The sequence below is a fragment of the Lachnobacterium bovis DSM 14045 genome (assembly GCF_900107245.1).
GTDB classification, from domain to species: Bacteria; Bacillota; Clostridia; order Lachnospirales; family Lachnospiraceae; genus Roseburia; species Roseburia bovis.
The window spans coordinates 160,690-181,312 of sequence record NZ_FNPG01000006.1; the positions used below are offsets into that span (position 1 = coordinate 160,690).

A 20,623-nucleotide genomic window follows, 5' to 3' on the forward strand; every position below is an offset into this window, starting at 1 on the left:
CTGAATAGAGTGAAGGAGTGAGAAAATGGGAGAAACCGAAAAGTTAGAAAAAGCTCCAAAAACGAGCTGGTTTACCGGTCTTAAGACTGAGTTCAAAAAGATTATCTGGCCAGATCAAAAAACACTTACAAGACAGACTACAGCTGTTATTGTGATTTCTATCGTAGCAGGAGCAATCATCGCTTTAATGGATAGAGCTATTCAATATGGCGTAGACTACATAGTAGGATTTACATTGTAATGGAGGAAGACGATTTATGTCAGAAACAAATTGGTATGTAGTTCATACATACTCAGGATATGAGAACAAGGTCAAAGCAAATATCGAAAAGACAATTGAAAACAGACATCTTGAAGATCAAATCTTAGAAGTACGAGTTCCTATGGAAGAAGTACTAGAAGTGAAGAACGGTACCAAGAAACAGGTTTCCAAGAAAATGTTTCCAGGATATGTTTTAGTTCATATGATTATGAATGATGACACATGGTACGTGGTAAGAAACACTCGTGGCGTGACTGGATTCGTTGGACCGGGAAGTAAACCCGTTCCTCTCACTGAAGCTGAAATGAAACCATTAGGTATCAAATCAGAAAGCGTTGTTATTGATTTTGAAGTCGGTGATACAATTGTTGTTATCGGTGGCGTTTGGAAAGATACAGTAGGAGTTATCCAAACAATCAATGAACACAAACAAACAGTTACAATTAAGGTTGAACTGTTCGGTCGCGAAACACCGGTTGAAGTAAGTTTCGCAGATGTTAAGAAAATGAATTAAGGAGGCAATTCCAATGGCAAAAAAAGTTGAAGGATATATTAAATTGCAGATCCCTGCAGGTAAAGCAACTCCAGCTCCTCCAGTTGGACCTGCACTTGGACAGCATGGTGTAAATATCGTAGAGTTTACAAAACAATTTAACGCAAAAACAGCAGACCAGGGAGATTTATTAATTCCTGTAGTTATTACTGTATATGCAGATAGAAGTTTCAGTTTTGTAACTAAAACTCCACCAGCACCAGTATTAATTAAAAAAGCATGCAACATTAAGAGTGGTTCAGGTGAACCAAACAAAACAAAAGTTGCAAAGATTACAAGAGCTCAGCTTCAAGAAATCGCTGAGTTGAAAATGCCAGATTTAAATGCAGCTAACATTGATTCAGCTATTAGCATGATCGCTGGTACTGCTAGATCTATGGGTGTTGAAGTAGTAGACTAATTTTGTAATCGATTAGTAATATTTCTTTCTGCTTGGTTTTATAAACTCTGAGAGAAATAAAACATAAAGCAGATAGGCATTGATAGATGACAAATTAAAGGGCATTAAAAATAATAACAAGTGGGAGGGCCCTCTCCCGATAATACCACCAGGAGGTTATTTTTCATGAAAAGAGGAAAGAAATATCAAGACGCTGTAAAAAGTTTTGACAAGAAAGCTCTTTACGAAATTAAAGATGCTATCGATATTGTTAAGAAGAATGCTACAGCAAAATTTGACGAAACAATCGAACTTCATCTTAGAACTGGTTGTGATGGACGTCATGCAGATCAGCAGGTTCGTGGAGCAGTAGTTTTACCACACGGAACTGGTAAGAGTGTTAAAGTTTTAGTTTTCGCTAAAGGTGCTAAAGCTGATGAAGCTCAGGCTGCAGGTGCTGATTTTGTTGGCGGTGAGGAATTAATTCCTAAGATCCAAAACGATGGTTGGTTAGACTTTGATGTTGTAGTAGCTACACCTGATATGATGGGTGTTGTAGGACGTTTAGGACGTGTACTTGGACCAAAAGGTTTAATGCCAAACCCTAAAGCTGGTACAGTTACAATGGACGTTACAAAAGCTGTTAATGATATCAAAGCTGGTAAGATTGAATATAGATTAGATAAAGCAAATATCATTCACGTGCCAGTTGGAAAAGCTTCTTTCACAGAAGATCAATTAAGCGACAACTTCCGCGCTCTTATGGGTGCAGTTAACAAAGCAAGACCTGCTAGCGTGAAAGGTCAGTACATTAAGAGTGCAGTAATCACTTCGACAATGGGACCTGGAGTGAAGTTAAACGTTACAAAGATTACTGAGTAATAATTACAATAGACCTATTTGAGCAGACATGTTTTGCGGAAAATTTTTTATTGACATCCGTGATATATAATGTTATAATAGCAATGCATATTGCCGAAGACAGTAGGTGCCGAAAGGCGTAAACGTAGTGCCTACCGAGGAAGTTTTAAGATGGGATAACCATCGCTTAAAATGACTTATACCTCTCTGTCTAGGCAGAGAGGTTTCTTTGATTTATAGAAATATAAATCTTATACCTCATGTCTTTTATGCAAATAATAAAAGGAGGTGCACGATTCGTGGCAAAAGTAGAACTTAAACAGCCTATAGTACAGGAAATTTCAGAAACAATCAAAGATGCTCAGTCAGTAGTAGTTGTTGATTATAGTGGACTTACTGTTGCAGAAGATACACAGTTACGTAAACAGTTAAGAGAAGCTGGTGTGACTTATAAAGTATATAAAAATACTTTAGTTAAGAGAGCAATCGAAGGTACTGAGTTTGAAGGATTAAATGAATCTCTTGAAGGTCCTAATGCTTTCGCAATTTCAAAAGATGATGCAACAGCACCAGCTAGAATTATTGCAAAATTTGCTAAGACAGCAACAGCATTAGAGATTAAAGCTGGTATCGTAGAAGGTACACTTTACGATACAGAAGGAATGAAAGCTATCTCAGAAATTCCAGGAAGAGAAGAGTTACTTTCAAGATTACTTGGAAGCTTACAGTCACCAATTGCAAACTTTGCTCGTGTTATCAAGCAGATTGCAGAAAAAGGTGATGCTTCAGATGTAGCTGAAGAGGCTGCACCAGCAGAGACACCAGCTGAATAATAGGTGTTGAAAAAGTAATAATGACAATAGTCATAAATATTTATATTTCAAAATGGAGGAAATAATAATGGCAAAATTAACTACAGAAGAATTTATCGATGCTATCAAAGAGTTAAGCGTATTAGAATTAAATGATTTAGTAAAAGCTTGCGAAGAAGAATTCGGCGTTTCTGCAGCAGCAGGTGTTGTAGCAGTAGCAGGTGGAGCAGCAGGCGGAGCAGCAGAAGAAAAAACTGAATTTGATGTTGAATTAACAGAAGTTGGTTCTCAGAAAGTTAAAGTTATCAAAGTTGTTCGTGAAGTAACAGGATTAGGCTTAAAAGAAGCTAAAGATGTTGTAGATAACGCTCCAAAGGTTATCAAAGAGCAGGCTGACAAAGCTTCAGCTGATGAAATCAAAGCTAAACTTGAAGAAGTAGGAGCTAAAGTTACTCTTAAATAATTTTAGTATATAGCTTATTCTATCAAAAAGGCAAGAACTATTCATTAGTTCTTGCCTTTTTTAATTAATAAACAAGTAAAAAGATGTGAGTTAAAAAATATTAAAAAAATTCGTAGAGATATAAAGAAATAGTTTTATAGGACGATAAACAAAAGGTATGGTACCTTAATGAACACAGGTTTTGATGTTAGAATTGATGAGGTTTGTTTGAGAAGCTAAAATGGTAAAAAAGGAGAAAACATTTTATGAAAATGCTATTTTACAGATATGGAAGTATTTGTGAAAAAGACATAATGAGAACGTTTGAAGAGTTTGGAATTGAGATTATAGTGTATGATAAAGAGGTTATAGACAAGAACTATCCGATTGAGCGTGCAGTAACTGAAGTGGCGGAACTTTTAGAAGAGAATAAAGTATTGTTTGTGTTTTCAATAAATTTTTTTCCTTTTTTATCAGAAATGACAAGAATATTTAATATTAGATATTTGACTTGGGTGGTTGATTCTCCGGTTTTAGAATTATATAGCAAGACTGTTGCAAATGATAATAACAGAATTTTTATATTTGACAGAACGCTAGCTATGGAAATTTCAAAATATAACAGTTCTAGAGTTTTTCATTTACCATTGGGAGCAAGGCTTGAAGAAAGAAATAAGATGCTTAATACAGAAGATGTGAGTAAGTATAAGCATAACGTTTCATTTGTAGGGTCGCTTTATACAGAAAAAAATCCACTTGCGAGTTATTTAAAAAATATGCCTGAGTTTTACAGAGGCTATTTAGAAGGGCTAATAGATTGTCAAGAATGGTGCTATGGAGCCTATTTTTTAGATGAAGTTGTGGATGAAAGTTTTGTAAAAAAAATAAAACCATTTGTAAGGAATTTTGAAGATATAAATTCCTACGAAAATTTGTCAGACAAGGTAATCTTTAGCCAGTATTATTTAGGTGCGGCGGTTACTGCTAAGGAAAGAATTGATACATTTAGGCATTTGTCGGATAATTTTGAAATAGATATATATACATATAGCGATACGAGTGAAATAAAGAATATACATAATCATGGCAATGCAAAGACTGAGACGGAGATGCCGTTTATTTTTAGGAATTCTAGAATCAACATAAATACGACGTCAAAATCCATAAGGACGGGTGTTTCGCTTAGGGTATATGATGTTTTGAGTTGTAAGGGTTTTTTGATTTCAAACTATCAGCAAGAAATTGCAGAGATGTTTGAAGTAGGAAAGTGTTTGGAAACGTATTCAACTTTAGATGAACTGGATGAAAAAATAGAGTATTTTTTGTCGCATGAAAAAGAAAGAAGAGATATTTCAGAAGCTGGGTATGAATTTCTAGAAAAAAACTACACTATGAAAAAACAGTTGACGCGTATGCTAGAAATGGCGTTTGATAATTAAAAAAAGGGGGTTGGAATATGAATATTTTGTTTTTGGATTGGATGTGTTACGCTAAAGAGGGAACCATTAGGGCCTTAAAAAAAATGAATAACGAAGTGTTCGAATTTATGCACAAGGATTATCAAGAAGATAAAAGCGAAGCTTTTGATAGAGAGATAGACTCTTTTTGTAAACAGAATAATATCGATATTTGTTTTTCGTTTAACTTTTATCCAATATTGGCAGATTATTGCTACAAAAATAACATGAAATATGTTTCGTTTGTGTATGATTGTCCGTATGTTTTGTTGTATTCATATCAGCTGAAATATCCAACTAACTATGTGTTTTTGTTTGATAGTTATCAATATCGTGAACTTTATGAGGGCGGGTTGGAAAATGTGTATTATATGATACTTCCAACTGACCCAGATGTGATTGATGAAGAATTAAAGAGCGACTATGATGAAGAAAAATTGGTGAGTGATATTTCTTTTATGGGACAGTTATATGATGAACAACATAATTACTATGATATGATTCAGCAAAAGAATAATGAATTTCTAAATGGATATATGGATGCTGTGGTAGCAGCACAGGAAAAGATTTATGGATACAGTTTTGTTAAGCAAGTTTTGACACCTGAAATAATTGAAATGTTAGAAAAAGAACTTAAATATGGGACCCCTCGTGGAGCGTTCGATTTAGAATACATATATGAAAATTATGTAATAAATAGAAAAATCACCCAGAAAGAACGGCGAAGAATTTTAGAAAGAGTTGGAAAAGAGTTTCCACAAAAATGCAAATTGTTTACTTGGGAAAAAGATACAATAATTTCTGGTATCAAAAATATGGGGGTTGCATTCTATGAGACGGAAATGAATCTTGCGTTTTACTTAAGTAAAATTAATTTAAATATAACGTTAAGAAGCATAAAAAATGGTATACCTCTACGCTGCATGGATATAATGGGAAGTGAAGGATTCTTATTAACAAATTATCAAAAAGATATGTATGATTTTTTTGAAGAGGGCAAAGATTTTGTGATGTATGAAGACGATGATGATTTGGTTAATAAAATTAAATACTATCTTGCAAATGAGGAAGAAAGAAAAGAAATAGCAAAAAATGCAAGAAAAAAAATAAGAGAAAATTATACATTTGATCATATTATGAATGAGATAATGGATATTGTAAAAAAATAAGAATGTAATAAGTGACTGGTGGTGCAGTTTTGTGTCGCTCGCGTGTATTACAATTTATATGTCGGATTTATTGTTATGTACATATTATATAGAAGAAAAAAATAATTATGAAAAAACAAGTGTTTTTTTACAGAGCGTATGGATTTTGTTGAATCAATTATTATAGATAATAATTGAAACAGAAAAGAAAAGCCATGCGCTTTATTTATGTTTTCTATATAAAATTGATAACAAAAATTGGATAATTATTATGAAAATATATAAATTATATAAAAAATGATAAGAGTACAAGATTCTAGTAAATTAAGCTTGCAATTAAGTTGTTTTGGTTGTATACTATAAATTGCACTATTATGGTGCAGTAGGCTTAAATGATAGAAAAAAGCCTCAAAAAACTAGTTAATAATTAATAATGAAAATAAAAACGAGAGGTGAAACGTCAATGGAGAAAAACAGATTACGTCCGGTCAAGGCTGGAAAAGGCATGCGTATGAGTTACTCGAGACAAAAAGAGGTATTAGAGATGCCAAATCTGATAGAAGTTCAAAAGGATTCCTATCAATGGTTTTTGGATGAAGGTTTAAAAGAAGCCTTTGCAGATATATCTCCAATAACTGATTATAGTGGACATCTTAGCTTGGATTTTGTAGGGTTTACATTATGCGAAGATGATGTTAAATATACAATTCCAGAATGTAAAGAAAGAGATGCTACATATGCTGCTCCTTTGAAGGTTAAGGTAAGACTTCATAATAAAGAGACAGATGAAATAAATGAGCATGAAATATTCATGGGAGATTTACCTTTAATGACAGAGACTGGTACCTTTGTTATCAATGGTGCAGAGCGAGTAATTGTAAGTCAATTAGTTCGTTCGCCAGGTATCTACTATGGAATAGATCATGATAAAGTTGGAAAAGAACTTTTTTCATGTACAGTAATTCCAAATCGCGGTGCATGGTTAGAATACGAAACTGATTCCAATGACGTTTTCAATGTTCGTGTAGATAGAACAAGAAAGGTACCTATTACAGTGTTCATCAGAGCTCTTGGAATTGGTACAAATCAGCAGATTGTTGAATTATTTGGTGAAGAACCAAAGATTTTAGCTTCTTTTGAAAAGGATCCAACTATTACTGAAAAAGATCCACAGGGAAGTTATGAAGGCGGATTATTGGAACTTTACAAGAAGATTCGTCCAGGTGAACCACTTTCTGTAGATAGTGCGGAAAGTTTAATTTCGTCAATGTTCTTTGATGCAAGAAGATATGATTTGGCTAAAGTAGGTAGATATAAATTCAATAAGAAGTTAGCACTTAAAAATAGAATTAGTGGTCAAGTTCTTGCTGAAAATGTTACAGATCCTTCAACTGGTGAATTTATCGCTGAAAAGGGAGATATAGTAACAAGAGAATTAGCAGATGAGATTCAAAATGCTGCTGTTCCTTATGTGTGGATTCAAACAGAAACAAGAAATGTAAAAATTTTATCATCTATGATGGTAGATATTACAAAATGGGTTCCTGAAATTGAAAATCCAGAAGAACTAGGAATTAAAGAGCTTGTATATTATCCTGCGTTAATTGAATTATTAGAGCAAGAAGATGATTCAATGAGTAAGATTGATAGGATTAAAGCTAATATTAATGATTTGATTCCAAAACATATTACAAAAGAAGATATTTTTGCCTCAATTAACTACAATATGCATTTAGAGTGGGGATGTGGAAAAGATGATGATATTGATCATTTAGGAAACAGACGTATTCGTGCAGTAGGTGAGTTGTTACAAAATCAATATCGAATTGGTTTATCAAGATTAGAAAGAGTTGTTCGTGAAAGAATGACAACACAAGATATTGAAACAATATCTCCACAATCATTGATTAATATTAAACCTGTTACAGCTGCTGTTAAAGAATTCTTTGGTTCATCACAACTTTCACAGTTCATGGATCAAAACAATCCTTTATCAGAAATTACACATAAAAGACGTTTATCAGCATTAGGACCAGGTGGTTTATCAAGAGATCGTGCTGGATTCGAGGTTCGAGATGTACATTATTCACATTATGGTAGAATGTGCCCTATCGAGACACCTGAAGGTCCTAACATTGGTTTGATTAACTCACTTGCTAGTTATGCAAGAATTAACGAGTATGGCTTTATAGAAGCACCATATCGTAAGATTGACAAAACTGATCCGGAAAATCCAAAAGTTACAGATGAAGTAGTTTATATGACTGCAGATGAAGAAGATAATTATCATGTAGCTCAGGCTAACGAAAAATTAGACGAAGAAGGACACTTCGTTAGAAATTCTGTATCAGGTCGTTATAGAGAAGAAACACAAGAATATGATAAATCAATGTTTGACTACATGGATGTATCACCTAAGATGGTATTTTCTGTTGCGACAGCGATGATTCCATTCTTACAGAATGATGATGCGAACCGTGCGTTAATGGGATCAAACATGCAGCGTCAGGCAGTACCATTGTTGACAACAGAAGCACCTGCAGTAGGTACAGGAATGGAAACAAAAGCATCTGTTGACTCTGGAGATTCTGTTGTAGCAAAAGCTGATGGTGTAGTTTTAAGTGCTGAATCAAATAGAATTGTTGTAAAAGAAGATGATGGAAACAGAAGAGAATATGTGTTGACAAAATTTGCACGTTCTAACCAATCTAACTGTTATAACCAGAGACCTATCGTATTTAAAGGAGATAGAATTAAAGCTGGAGAAGTTATTGCAGATGGTCCTTCTACATCAAATGGTGAATTAGGTTTAGGAAAGAACCCATTAATTGGATTCATGACTTGGGAAGGTTACAACTACGAGGATGCCGTTTTACTTAGTGAAAAACTTGTACAGAATGATGTTTACACATCAGTTCACTTAGAGGAATATGAATCTGAATCTAGAGACACTAAGTTAGGACCAGAAGAAATAACAAGAGATGTTCCTGGTGTTGGTGAAGATGCTCTTAAAGACCTTGATGAGAGAGGAATTATTCGTGTAGGTGCTGAGGTGCGTGCGGGTGATATCCTTGTAGGAAAAGTTACTCCAAAGGGAGAAACAGAATTAACTGCAGAAGAAAGATTATTAAGAGCTATTTTTGGTGAAAAAGCGCGTGAAGTAAGAGATACTTCATTAAAGGTTCCACATGGTGAATACGGTATTGTTGTAGATGCAAAAGTATTTACAAGAGAAAATGGAGACGAATTACCACCAGGAGTAAATCAATCTGTTAGAATTTATATAGCTCAGAAGAGAAAAATTTCAGTTGGTGATAAGATGGCCGGACGACATGGTAATAAGGGTGTAGTTTCACGTGTGTTACCAGTTGAAGATATGCCATTTTTACCAAATGGTAGACCATTAGATATTGTATTAAATCCTTTGGGTGTACCATCGCGTATGAATATTGGACAGGTCCTTGAAATCCACTTGTCACTTGCAGCAAAAGCACTTGGATTTAATATTGAAACGCCAGTATTTGACGGTGCAAACGAAGAAGATATCGGAGATATTCTTGAAGTAGCAAATGATTATGTTAATTGGCCATTCAATAGAGAAGAAGCCGAAACATGGGCTGCTAAAGAGGACAAGAGTGTTGATGATTTCGATGGTATTTTTGAAGAAAAATATAAAGACATATTAAGACCAGAAGTTATTGATTACTTATATACTAATAGAGCTCATAGAGAAGAGTGGAGAGGTGTTCCACTTTCTAGAGATGGTAAAGTTCAGCTTAGAGATGGACGTACCGGAGAGTTCTTTGATGGAAAAGTAACAATTGGACACATGCATTACTTGAAATTGCATCACTTAGTAGATGACAAGATTCATGCACGTTCAACTGGACCATACTCATTAGTTACACAGCAGCCATTAGGTGGTAAAGCACAGTTCGGTGGACAGAGATTCGGAGAAATGGAGGTTTGGGCTCTTGAAGCGTATGGAGCAGCCTACACATTACAAGAAATCTTAACTGTAAAATCCGATGATGTTGTTGGTCGTGTTAAGACATATGAAGCTATTATTAAGGGCGACAATATTCCTGAACCAGGTATTCCAGAGTCATTCAAGGTACTCCTTAAAGAGTTACAAGCGCTCGGACTTGATGTTAAATTATTGGATGAAAATCGTGATGAAGTACAACTTATGGAAACTAGCGAATATGGAAACACAGATCTTAATGCAATAATTGGAAATGATAAGAACTTTGCATTTGAGAATCAAGAATCATTTGAAGAGCACGGCTTTACAAAACAAGAATTTGATTCTGAAAAAGAAGAGTTAGTCAATATAGAAGATACTGATGATGAACAACTAGATGACGCGTTTGACGATTCACTAGATGTTTCAGACCTTGAGTAGAAGGGAGTATTATAAATGCCAGATATAAAAGAAGAAATGAATCAAGCAGTACAATTTGATGCAATTCAGATTGGTTTGGCTTCTCCAGAAAAGATTAGAGAATGGTCACATGGTGAAGTTAAAAAACCAGAGACAATTAACTATAGAACACTTAAACCAGAAAAAGATGGTCTTTATTGTGAAAAAATATTTGGACCAACTAAAGACTGGGAATGTCATTGTGGAAAATATAAGAAAATCAGATACAAGGGTGTAGTGTGTGATAGATGTGGAGTAGAAATTACAAAGGCCAGCGTTCGAAGAGAACGCATGGGCCACATTGAACTTGCTGCTCCAGTATCTCACATTTGGTACTTCAAAGGTATACCTTCAAGAATGGGACTTATCTTAGATTTATCACCTAGAGTTCTTGAAAGAGTACTATATTTTGCTGCATACGTTGTACTTGATCCAGGAGATACAAACCTTTCATATAAACAGATTTTAACAGAAGCTGATTTCCAGGAAGCAAGAGAACAGTATGGAAGTGCATTTAGAGCTGGAATGGGTGCAGAAGCAATTAGAGAATTACTAGAAGCAATTGATTTAGATGCGGAATCCGCAGAATTACAAGCTGAATTAGAGAATGCAACAGGTCAGAAGAGAGCTAGAATTATTAAGAGACTTGAAGTAATTGAAGCTTTCAGAGAATCTGGAAATCGTCCAGAATGGATGATTATGACAGTAATTCCTGTAATCCCACCTGATTTAAGACCAATGGTACAATTAGATGGTGGTAGATTTGCTACATCTGACTTAAATGACTTATATAGAAGAATTATTAATAGAAATAACCGTTTAAGAAGATTATTAGATCTTGGAGCACCTGATATTATTGTTAGAAATGAGAAAAGAATGCTTCAAGAAGCTGTTGATGCTTTAATTGATAACGGTAGAAGAGGACGCCCAGTTACAGGTCCAGGTAATAGAGCACTTAAATCTTTATCAGACATGTTAAAAGGTAAAGGTGGACGTTTCCGTCAGAACTTATTAGGAAAACGTGTTGACTATTCAGGACGTTCCGTAATTTGTGTAGAACCAAAATTGAAAATTTATCAATGCGGTTTACCAAAAGAAATGGCAATTGAATTATTTAAACCTTTCGTTATGAAAGAATTAGTAGCCAATGGTACAGCACATAATATTAAATCAGCCAAGAAAATGGTAGAAAGATTACAAACAGAAGTATGGGATGTCTTAGAAGATGTAATTAAAGAGCATCCAGTAATGTTAAACCGTGCTCCTACACTTCATAGATTAGGTATTCAAGCATTTGAGCCAGTTTTGGTAGAAGGTAAGGCTATTAAACTTCATCCATTAGTTTGTACAGCTTTTAATGCCGATTTCGATGGTGATCAGATGGCTGTGCATTTACCATTATCTGTAGAGGCACAATCAGAATGTAGATTTATGTTATTGTCACCAAACAACTTATTGAAACCATCAGATGGTGGTTTGGTTGCTGTTCCATCTCAAGATATGATTTTAGGATTATATTACTTAACAATGCGTAAATTGGCTGATTATTCTGATGACAAGTCAATTAATGCTGTATCAGATAAGGTTTATACTGATATTGAAGAAATCAAGAATCTTGTAGAACCTAAAAACGCGAATGATGAAGCAGAATTAGGTTTATATGATTATATTTGGTTCGAAGATATTGAAGATAACAATAGAAAAGTATTATGTAAACCAATCGATTTAATTGGATACAGATATGGTAGCATGAATCAAGCTTATCTTGCTTATGAGAACAAGGAGATTACTTTACACCAGAAGATTTATGTATATAGAACAGTTGAAATGACAAATGGTGAAAAGATTTCAGGTTTTGTTGAAACAACATTAGGTTTATTGATTTTCAATGAAGTAATTCCTCAGGATTTAGGTTTCGTTGATAGATCAAATCCAGATGAAGCTCTTAAGTTAGAGGTTGATTTCCATGTTGGTAAAAAACAGATTAAGAAAATTCTTGAAAAAGTTATTAATATTCATGGTTCGACAAAGACAGCAGAAGTATTAGATGCGGTTAAAGCTATGGGATATGGTTATTCGACAAGAGCGGCTATGACAGTATCAGTTTCAGATATGACTGTACCACCTCAGAAGCCTCAAATGATTGAGAATGCTCAGAATACAGTAGATAAGATTTCTAGACAATATAAACGTGGTTTAATAACTGAAGAAGAAAGATATAAAGAAGTTGTTGAAACATGGAAAGAAACTGATGATGAGTTAACAAAAGCCCTATTAACAGGTCTTGATAAATATAATAATATCTTCATGATGGCTGATTCCGGAGCCCGTGGTTCTGATAAACAGATCAAACAGCTTGCAGGTATGCGTGGTTTGATGGCTGATACAACAGGTAAGACAATTGAGTTGCCTATTAAATCAAACTTCCGTGAAGGTCTTGATGTATTGGAGTATTTCATGTCTGCGCATGGTGCTCGTAAAGGACTTTCAGATACAGCTTTACGTACAGCCGATTCAGGATACTTAACACGTCGAATGGTTGATGTATCGCAGCATATGATAGTACGTGAATCAGATTGCTGCGAAGGAACAGGAAGAGAGATTCCTGGTATGTATGTTTCGGCGTTTATGGACGGAAAAGAGGAGATTGAGTCACTTCAAGATCGTATTACAGGTAGATTTGCATGCGAAAATATTGTAGATAAAGATGGAAACATTATAGTAAAAGCTAACCATATGATTACACCTCTTAGAGCTCAAGAAGTTATTTCTAGAGGAGTAGGAAAAGATGGTCAACCTATCAAAGAAGTGAAGATTCGTACTATTTTAACTTGTAGATCACACATGGGAGTATGCGCTAAGTGTTATGGTGCAAACATGGCAACAGGTCAGGCTGTACAAGTTGGTGAAGCAATAGGTATTATTGCTGCTCAGTCAATTGGTGAGCCTGGTACACAGCTTACAATGCGTACGTTCCATACTGGTGGTGTAGCCGGAAACGATATTACACAAGGTCTTCCTCGTGTTGAGGAGATTTTTGAAGCTCGTAAACCAAAAGGTTTAGCAATTATTACAGAAATTGCTGGTATTGCGACAATTAAAGATACAAAGAAAAAACGTGAAGTAATTGTAACAAATTCAGAGACTGGCGATACAAAAACATATTTGATTCCATATGGTTCACACATTAAGATTACAGATGGTCAGAAGCTTGAAGCTGGTGATGAACTTACAGAAGGTTCAGTAAATCCACATGACATTCTTAAGATTAAAGGTGTTAGAGCTGTTCAAGATTATATGTTACGAGAAGTTCAAAGAGTTTACCGTTTACAAGGTGTAGACATCAATGATAAGCATATTGAAGTATTAGTTCGTCAAATGTTACAGAAGGTTAGAATCGAAAATCCAGGAGATTCAGATTTATTACCAGGAATTATGGTTGATTCTCTTGATTTCTTAGAGTTAAATGAAAAACTAGAAGAAGAAGGAAAAGAGTTAGCTGAAGGATCACAGGTATTACTTGGTATTACAAAAGCTTCTTTAGCAACAAATTCGTTCTTGTCAGCTGCTTCATTCCAAGAGACTACAAAAGTTCTTACAGATGCAGCTATTAAAGGTAAAATTGATCCATTAATAGGTATGAAAGAAAATGTATTAATTGGTAAACTTGTTCCAGCTGGTACAGGTATGAAGAGATACAGAGACGTAAGATTAGATAGTGAAATAATTGAAGATGAAGAGATTTCGTTTGATGATCAAGAAATAGTTTCATTTGATACAACATCAGAAGAATAATTGATGATTTGATGAGATTAGGTGCATTTTGCACCTAATCTTTTTGTTATAAAACAACAAAATTATTAAAAAAGCATAAAAAGAAATACTAATAGTATAAATATGCTTGACTTTTTTAATGTCTAAATATATACTATACTAGTGTGTATAAAATTACACATTGATAAGATTATAGGAGGTGAAAATAATGCCAACATTTAACCAGTTAGTAAGAAAAGGACGTAAGACTACAACTAAAAAGTCTACTGCACCAGCACTTCAGAGAAGTTACAACTCATTACAGAAAAAATCTGTAGCTAATTCTTCTCCACAAAAACGTGGTGTATGTACAGCTGTTAAAACAGCTACTCCTAAAAAACCTAACTCAGCTCTTAGAAAAATTGCCAGAGTTCGTCTTTCAAACGGTATTGAAGTTACTTCATATATTCCAGGTGAGGGACACAACTTACAGGAACATAGCGTTGTTTTAATTCGTGGTGGTAGAGTAAAGGATTTACCTGGTACACGTTATCACGTAATCAGAGGTACACTTGATACTGCAGGTGTTGCTGATAGAAGACAGGCTCGTTCTAAATATGGTGCTAAGAGACCAAAAGCTTCTAAATAATTTTATTTAAGAAAGCAATAATTTATTTATTATTTACAAGCAATAGTCTCACAAACAGAACTAAAGGTTTAGTGTTGGGATTGCCCGAGAGGGATTTTCACTAGAAGATAAATATTCCGCACGAACACATTAGAAAGACACATGTGAGTACCGTTGAATTAATCGAAAAACAGACTTGCAAATGCAAGAAATACATGATTAAGGAGGGAAGTACCGTGCCACGTAAAGGACATATTCAGAAAAGAGATGTTTTAGCAGATCCAATGTACAATAACAAAGTAGTAACTAAGCTTATTAACAACATCATGTTAGATGGAAAAAAAGGAGTTGCTCAGAAAATTGTATACGGAGCTTTCGCTAGAGTAGAAGAAAAAACTGGTAAACCAGCCCTTGAGGTTTTTGAAGAGGCAATGAACAATGTTATGCCTCAACTTGAAGTAAAAGCTAGACGTATCGGTGGTGCTACATATCAGGTACCTATCGAGGTTCGTCCAGATCGTCGTCAAGCATTAGGTTTACGTTGGTTAACAAATTTCTCACGTGCTAGAGGAGAAAAAACTCAAGAAGAAAGACTTGCAAACGAAATTATGGATGCAGCTAACAATACAGGTGCATCAGTTAAACGTAAAGAAGATATGCACAAAATGGCTGAGGCTAATAAAGCTTTTGCACATTATAGATTCTAGTTTTGAGTCGTTTGTTGATTACTTTTTGAAGTTAATCAGTAATTCTGTGATTAAATCATGTATGGTTTAATCACAGGCTTTGTGTTATATAAAGCAGTTCAATAACATTAGGAGGAAAGAATCTTGGCAGGAAGAGAGTATCCACTTGACAGAACCAGAAATATTGGTATCATGGCTCATATTGATGCTGGTAAGACAACATTAACAGAGCGTATCCTTTATTATACTGGTGTAAATTATAAAATTGGTGAAACTCACGAAGGTACAGCTACAATGGACTGGATGGAACAGGAACAAGAAAGAGGTATCACAATTACTTCTGCAGCTACAACTTGTCACTGGACATTACAGGATCATGCTAAGCTTAAACCAGGAGCTTTAGAGAATCGTATCAATATCATTGATACACCAGGACACGTTGACTTTACAGTTGAAGTAGAGCGTTCACTTCGTGTACTTGATGGTGCTATTGGTGTATTTGATGCTAAAGGTGGTGTTGAACCACAGTCTGAGAATGTATGGCGTCAAGCTGACACATATAATGTACCTCGTATGGCGTTCGTTAACAAGATGGACATTTTAGGTGCAGATTTCTACAACACAGTTGATGAAATTGGTACTAAACTTGGTAAAAACGCTGTTGTAATCCAATTACCAATTGGTAAAGAAGATTACTTTGAAGGAATTATTGATTTATTTGAAATGGAAGCCTATATCTATAATGATGCTAAGGGTGAAGATATTTCAATTGTTGAAATTCCTGAAAACATGAAAGAAGAAGCTGAAGCTTATCATTTAGAATTAGTAGAGAAGATTTGCGAATTTGATGATGATTTGATGATGAAATATCTAGATGGTGAAGAACCAACAATTGATGAATTAAAGGCTGCACTTCGTCAGGCTACAATTGATAACAAAGGTGTGCCTGTATGTTGTGGATCAGCTCATCAGAATAAAGGTATTCAGAAATTAATCGATGCGATCGTTGAATATATGCCAGCTCCAACAGATATTCCAGATATCAAAGGTGTTGATATGGATGGTAACGAAATCGAAAGACATTCATCAGATGATGAACCTTTCTCAGCATTAGCATTTAAGATTATGACAGATCCTTTCGTTGGAAAATTAGCATTCTTCCGTGTATATTCAGGAACAATGAACTCAGGTTCATATGTTCTTAATGCAACAAAAGATAAAAAAGAGCGTGTAGGTCGTATCTTACAGATGCATGCTAATAAGAGACAGGAAATTGATAAAGTATATGCTGGTGATATCGCAGCTGCTGTTGGATTTAAGACAACAACAACTGGTGATACAATTTGTGATGAAAAACATCCAGTTATTCTTGAATCAATGGAATTCCCAGAACCAGTTATTGAGTTAGCTATTGAGCCTAAGACAAAAGCTGGACAGCAGAAGATGGGTGAAGCTCTTGCTAAATTAGCAGAAGAGGATCCTACATTCCGTGCACATACTGATGAAGAAACAGGACAAACAATTATCGCAGGTATGGGTGAGTTACACTTAGATATCATCGTTGATCGTTTGTTACGTGAATTCAAAGTAGAAGCAAACGTAGGTGCTCCACAGGTTTCTTACAAAGAAACATTTACTAAACCAGTTGATCAAGAGTATAAATATGCTAAACAGTCAGGTGGTCGTGGACAATACGGACATTGTAAAGTTAAATTTGAGCCAATGGATCCTAACGGTGAAGACTTATTCAAGTTTGAATCAGCTATCGTTGGTGGTGCTATTCCTAAGGAATATATTCCATCAGTTGGTGCTGGTATTGAAGAAGCTGCTCAGTCAGGTATCCTTGCTGGATTCCCAGTACTTGGTATTAAAGCTACAGTTTATGATGGATCATACCATGAAGTCGATTCTTCAGAAATGGCATTCCACATTGCAGGTTCAATGTGTTTCAAAGAGGCTATGACAAAAGCTGAACCAGCTATTTTAGAGCCAATTATGAAAGTTGAAGTAACAATGCCAGAAGAATACATGGGTGATGTTATCGGCGATATCAACTCTCGTCGTGGACGTATCGAAGGTATGGAAGATGTTGGTAATGGTAAGATTGTTAAAGCATATGTTCCTTTAGCAGAAATGTTCGGATATGCTACAGATCTTCGTTCATCAACTCAGGGTCGTGGTAACTACTCAATGTTCTTTGAAAGATATGAACAAGTACCTAAGAGTGTTCAAGAAAAAATTATTAATTCTAAAGCAAATTAATTGTTTTGAGTATTGAAAAGCTAATAATTATTTACTATAATCACTTATAGTCGAGTAAATAAAAACTATGCTCTTTTTGAGCAGACAAATTAAGGAGGACGTTTAAAATGGCAAAAGCTAAGTTCGAAAGAAGAAAACCACATTGTAACATTGGTACTATTGGTCACGTAGATCATGGTAAAACAACATTAACAGCTGCAATTACAAAAGTATTATCTGCAAGAGTAGAAGGTAATGCTGCTGTAGATTTCGCAAATATTGATAAAGCTCCAGAAGAAAGAGAAAGAGGTATCACAATCTCTACAGCTCACGTTGAGTACGAAACAGATAACAGACACTATGCTCACGTTGACTGTCCTGGACATGCTGATTACGTTAAAAACATGATCACAGGTGCTGCTCAGATGGATGGTGCTATCCTTGTAGTAGCTGCTACTGACGGTGTAATGGCTCAGACTAAAGAGCACATCTTACTTTCTCGTCAGGTAGGTGTACCATATATCGTTGTATTCTTAAACAAATGTGATATGGTTGATGATCCAGAACTTATCGAATTAGTAGAAATGGAAGTAACAGAGCAGTTAGAGGAATATGGTTTCGAAGATTGCCCAATCATCCAAGGATCAGCTTTAAAAGCTCTTGAAGATCCAAACGGAGAATGGGGAGATAAAATCATGGAACTTATGTCAACAGTTGATGAGTATATCCCAGATCCAGAACGTGAAACAGATAAACCATTCTTAATGCCTGTAGAAGATATCTTCACAATCACAGGTCGTGGTACTGTTGCTACTGGTAGAGTAGAGCGTGGTACATTACACCTTAACGATGAACTTGAAATCTTAGGTGTTAAAGAAGAAGTTGGTAAAACTGTTGTAACTGGTATCGAAATGTTCCGTAAACAGTTAGACGAAGCTATGGCTGGTGATAACATCGGTGCTTTACTTCGTGGTGTAAACCGTGACCAAATCGTTAGAGGTCAAGTTTTAGCTAAACCAGGTACTGTAACTTGCCACAAGAAATTTACAGCTCAGGTTTACGTATTAACAAAAGACGAAGGTGGACGTCATACTCCATTCTTCAACAACTACCGTCCACAGTTCTATTTCAGAACAACTGACGTTACTGGTGTAATCCAATTACCAGAAGGAACAGAAATGTGCATGCCTGGTGATAACGTTGAAATGACAATCGAATTAATTCACCCAGTAGCTATGGAACAAGGTCTTACATTCGCTATTCGTGAAGGTGGACGTACAGTAGGTTCTGGTAGAGTTGCATCTGTTATCGAATAATTTTAATCGTTAATAGTTATAATTTATAAATTAAGCTTCCGAGGATATCCTCGGAAGCTTTTTTATATATACACATATGTTTCGGGAAGATAAAACCTAATAAGTGAATTTTCAGCAAAAACTTATAATAGATATAGATGTTGTAGAACACGAATAATAAATGAATAATAGAATAGAAATTTTAATATCTATTCTATTATTCATGAAGGCAATTTTGGAAGAAAAGGTAGAAAAAGAAATATTCTATTATACTAGAAAAGAGAATTTAATGAAACTACATTTATGTGTGTGCCAGAATACTTTTTAATAAATAAGTACATGAAATTTTGAGAATATTTAAGAAAACATTAGAGGGAAAAAGATGTATAGAAGTGTGGAAAATGAAGTAACAAATATTTACCCAGATAATAGAGAAAGATAGATGAAATATAAAAATTTATTATTGAGTAGATATATCAAAGAATAGGATTAGACAAAGAGTAGTTGGTTGATTAAAGTAAATATGCTAACAATAAAGAACATTTAAAAGGCACTATAAAGAAACTAAATTTGTGATTATATATGTTCATTCATGAAGTATATCATGAGTATGGATGCGCTATACACAGGATAATAATGTCAAGTGATAAAAAAGTTATTGAAATTGATATAAATAGAAGGTTGAATATGCTCTAACAAGTTATAATTGTTCAAATGTGATAATGATTTATATTAAAAAATAATTATAAGGCATATTATTTTTAAGCATACTTATAATCGATTAAGCAGTAGTGGTTAATTGTATTAAAAGTAAAGTTTTGAAGTAAAATATAATTATTAGATCCTGAGATTCAAAAAAATAAAATTAAGCTTTTTATAAATAATGAGGTTACAATATTCGGAATTCTATTTTCTTTTCTGATGTATTTAATACGCGCAGTATAAAAAATATATATGAGTATTTGATAATTTATATGCTTAATTACCATTCAGAATATTCTGAACAAACAAAGAAAAAGAACAAATAAACTTTTAATAAAAAAAACCACTTTAAGTGTTGACGAGCGGCAAAAAAGATGATATTATAATTGAGCTGACAGCGAAGAGCTCACAAGCAAAGGAAACTTAAGCGTAAAAGCTAAAGTAGATATACAGAAGCATGTGCTTGGGTTTGTGAGAAAAACTTCGACAGTCATCTTTCGTCAATTGTTTATATAAACATTAATAAGCGATTGATAATCATTTGTTTTTGGCTTTAAATATTCGATCATTAGCACCTTGATTGGTAGCTACGAATTAGAAAAATAAAAACAAAAAAAAGTGTTGACAAACACAAAGAAAGATGATAAACTATAGAAGTTGTCGCTGATAAGTGAAACAAAAACTTTGATAACTAAATAGTGAAAAACCTTGAAAGATTCTAAAGAGAATTATTCAAGTAATCAAAAGATTACACGAACAGCATCAAAAAAGATGCACCTTTAAAACAGTAACAAGGAAATTAGCCAAGCTAAGTTCTGAGAATCAAATTTTAAAATGAGAGTTTGATCCTGGCTCAGGATGAACGCTGGCGGCGTGCTTAACACATGCAAGTCGAACGAAGCGCATTGTTTGAATTCTTCGGAAGGAAGATAATGTGACTGAGTGGCGGACGGGTGAGTAACGCGTGGGTAACCTGCCATG

The 20,623-nt window shown here is 34.6% G+C and carries 14 protein-coding genes, 1 rRNA gene and 1 other annotated feature; all 15 genes read left to right on the plus strand.

Translation table 11 applies throughout. From position 1 onward, the window contains the following. Positions 1-25: 25 nt before the first annotated feature. Entirely contained in the window at positions 26-241 is a 216-nt protein-coding gene (gene secE, locus BLV79_RS02830) for a preprotein translocase subunit SecE (protein WP_074716007.1), read from the plus strand. Between the two features lie 16 nt (positions 242-257). Then, positions 258-776: a transcription termination/antitermination protein NusG gene (gene nusG, locus BLV79_RS02835; RefSeq protein ID WP_074716009.1), complete on the plus strand. Its 519-nt coding sequence runs from the start codon at positions 258-260 to the stop codon at positions 774-776. 13 nt (positions 777-789) lie between these two features. Beyond that, entirely contained in the window at positions 790-1,215 is a 426-nt protein-coding gene (gene rplK, locus BLV79_RS02840) for a 50S ribosomal protein L11 (RefSeq protein WP_074716011.1), read from the plus strand. A 165-nt stretch (positions 1,216-1,380) separates the two neighbouring features. Then, the gene (gene rplA / locus BLV79_RS02845) at positions 1,381-2,076 is read left to right on the plus strand and encodes a 50S ribosomal protein L1 (RefSeq protein ID WP_022749956.1); all 696 of its coding nucleotides are present in this window, start codon (positions 1,381-1,383) and stop codon (positions 2,074-2,076) included. A 75-nt stretch (positions 2,077-2,151) separates the two neighbouring features. Then, positions 2,152-2,295: a sequence feature (ribosomal protein L10 leader region), on the plus strand. A gap of 59 nt (positions 2,296-2,354) precedes the next feature. Beyond that, entirely contained in the window at positions 2,355-2,888 is a 534-nt protein-coding gene (gene rplJ / locus BLV79_RS02850; protein WP_074716012.1) for a 50S ribosomal protein L10, read from the plus strand. A 67-nt stretch (positions 2,889-2,955) separates the two neighbouring features. Next, entirely contained in the window at positions 2,956-3,330 is a 375-nt protein-coding gene (gene rplL, locus BLV79_RS02855; RefSeq protein ID WP_074716013.1) for a 50S ribosomal protein L7/L12, read from the plus strand. A 245-nt stretch (positions 3,331-3,575) separates the two neighbouring features. Continuing rightward, positions 3,576-4,748 carry a glycosyltransferase family protein gene (locus BLV79_RS02860; protein ID WP_074716015.1) on the plus strand — a complete coding sequence of 391 codons (1,173 nt, stop codon included), beginning with the start codon at positions 3,576-3,578 and terminating at the stop codon, positions 4,746-4,748. A 17-nt stretch (positions 4,749-4,765) separates the two neighbouring features. Further along, complete coding sequence (locus BLV79_RS02865; RefSeq protein ID WP_074716017.1) at positions 4,766-5,935, plus strand: CgeB family protein; 1,170 nt, start codon at positions 4,766-4,768, stop codon at positions 5,933-5,935. Between the two features lie 442 nt (positions 5,936-6,377). Beyond that, positions 6,378-10,319, plus strand: coding sequence for a DNA-directed RNA polymerase subunit beta (rpoB, locus tag BLV79_RS02870; RefSeq protein WP_074716019.1), 3,942 nt, complete (start codon positions 6,378-6,380; stop codon positions 10,317-10,319). 15 nt (positions 10,320-10,334) lie between these two features. After that, positions 10,335-14,132, plus strand: coding sequence for a DNA-directed RNA polymerase subunit beta' (gene rpoC / locus BLV79_RS02875; protein ID WP_074716021.1), 3,798 nt, complete (start codon positions 10,335-10,337; stop codon positions 14,130-14,132). Positions 14,133-14,319: 187 nt separating this feature from the next. Further along, positions 14,320-14,739 carry a 30S ribosomal protein S12 gene (gene rpsL, locus BLV79_RS02880; RefSeq protein ID WP_022749947.1) on the plus strand — a complete coding sequence of 140 codons (420 nt, stop codon included), beginning with the start codon at positions 14,320-14,322 and terminating at the stop codon, positions 14,737-14,739. 215 nt (positions 14,740-14,954) lie between these two features. Continuing rightward, positions 14,955-15,425, plus strand: a complete 471-nt coding sequence (gene rpsG, locus BLV79_RS02885) for a 30S ribosomal protein S7 (RefSeq protein WP_207637420.1) — start codon at positions 14,955-14,957, stop codon at positions 15,423-15,425. A 123-nt stretch (positions 15,426-15,548) separates the two neighbouring features. Then, complete coding sequence (gene fusA / locus BLV79_RS02890; RefSeq protein ID WP_074716023.1) at positions 15,549-17,666, plus strand: elongation factor G; 2,118 nt, start codon at positions 15,549-15,551, stop codon at positions 17,664-17,666. Between the two features lie 107 nt (positions 17,667-17,773). Continuing rightward, positions 17,774-18,961, plus strand: coding sequence for an elongation factor Tu (gene tuf / locus BLV79_RS02895; RefSeq protein ID WP_022749943.1), 1,188 nt, complete (start codon positions 17,774-17,776; stop codon positions 18,959-18,961). Positions 18,962-20,472: 1,511 nt separating this feature from the next. Next, positions 20,473-20,623 (plus strand): 16S ribosomal RNA (locus tag BLV79_RS02900); the annotation flags it as partial.

What these genes read in the sequence shown, in the direction of transcription:
- nusG (WP_074716009.1), top strand. Translation starts at nt 258, where the DNA reads ATGTCAGAAACAAATTGGTATGTAGTTCATACATACTCAGGATATGAG.
- rplK (WP_074716011.1), top strand. Translation starts at nt 790, where the DNA reads ATGGCAAAAAAAGTTGAAGGATATATTAAATTGCAGATCCCTGCAGGT.
- rpsL (WP_022749947.1), top strand. Translation starts at nt 14,320, where the DNA reads ATGCCAACATTTAACCAGTTAGTAAGAAAAGGACGTAAGACTACAACT.
- tuf (WP_022749943.1), top strand. Translation starts at nt 17,774, where the DNA reads ATGGCAAAAGCTAAGTTCGAAAGAAGAAAACCACATTGTAACATTGGT.
- rpoC (WP_074716021.1), top strand. Translation starts at nt 10,335, where the DNA reads ATGCCAGATATAAAAGAAGAAATGAATCAAGCAGTACAATTTGATGCA.
- secE (WP_074716007.1), top strand. Translation starts at nt 26, where the DNA reads ATGGGAGAAACCGAAAAGTTAGAAAAAGCTCCAAAAACGAGCTGGTTT.
- rplL (WP_074716013.1), top strand. Translation starts at nt 2,956, where the DNA reads ATGGCAAAATTAACTACAGAAGAATTTATCGATGCTATCAAAGAGTTA.
- BLV79_RS02860 (WP_074716015.1), top strand. Translation starts at nt 3,576, where the DNA reads ATGAAAATGCTATTTTACAGATATGGAAGTATTTGTGAAAAAGACATA.
- BLV79_RS02865 (WP_074716017.1), top strand. Translation starts at nt 4,766, where the DNA reads ATGAATATTTTGTTTTTGGATTGGATGTGTTACGCTAAAGAGGGAACC.
- rplA (WP_022749956.1), top strand. Translation starts at nt 1,381, where the DNA reads ATGAAAAGAGGAAAGAAATATCAAGACGCTGTAAAAAGTTTTGACAAG.
- rpoB (WP_074716019.1), top strand. Translation starts at nt 6,378, where the DNA reads ATGGAGAAAAACAGATTACGTCCGGTCAAGGCTGGAAAAGGCATGCGT.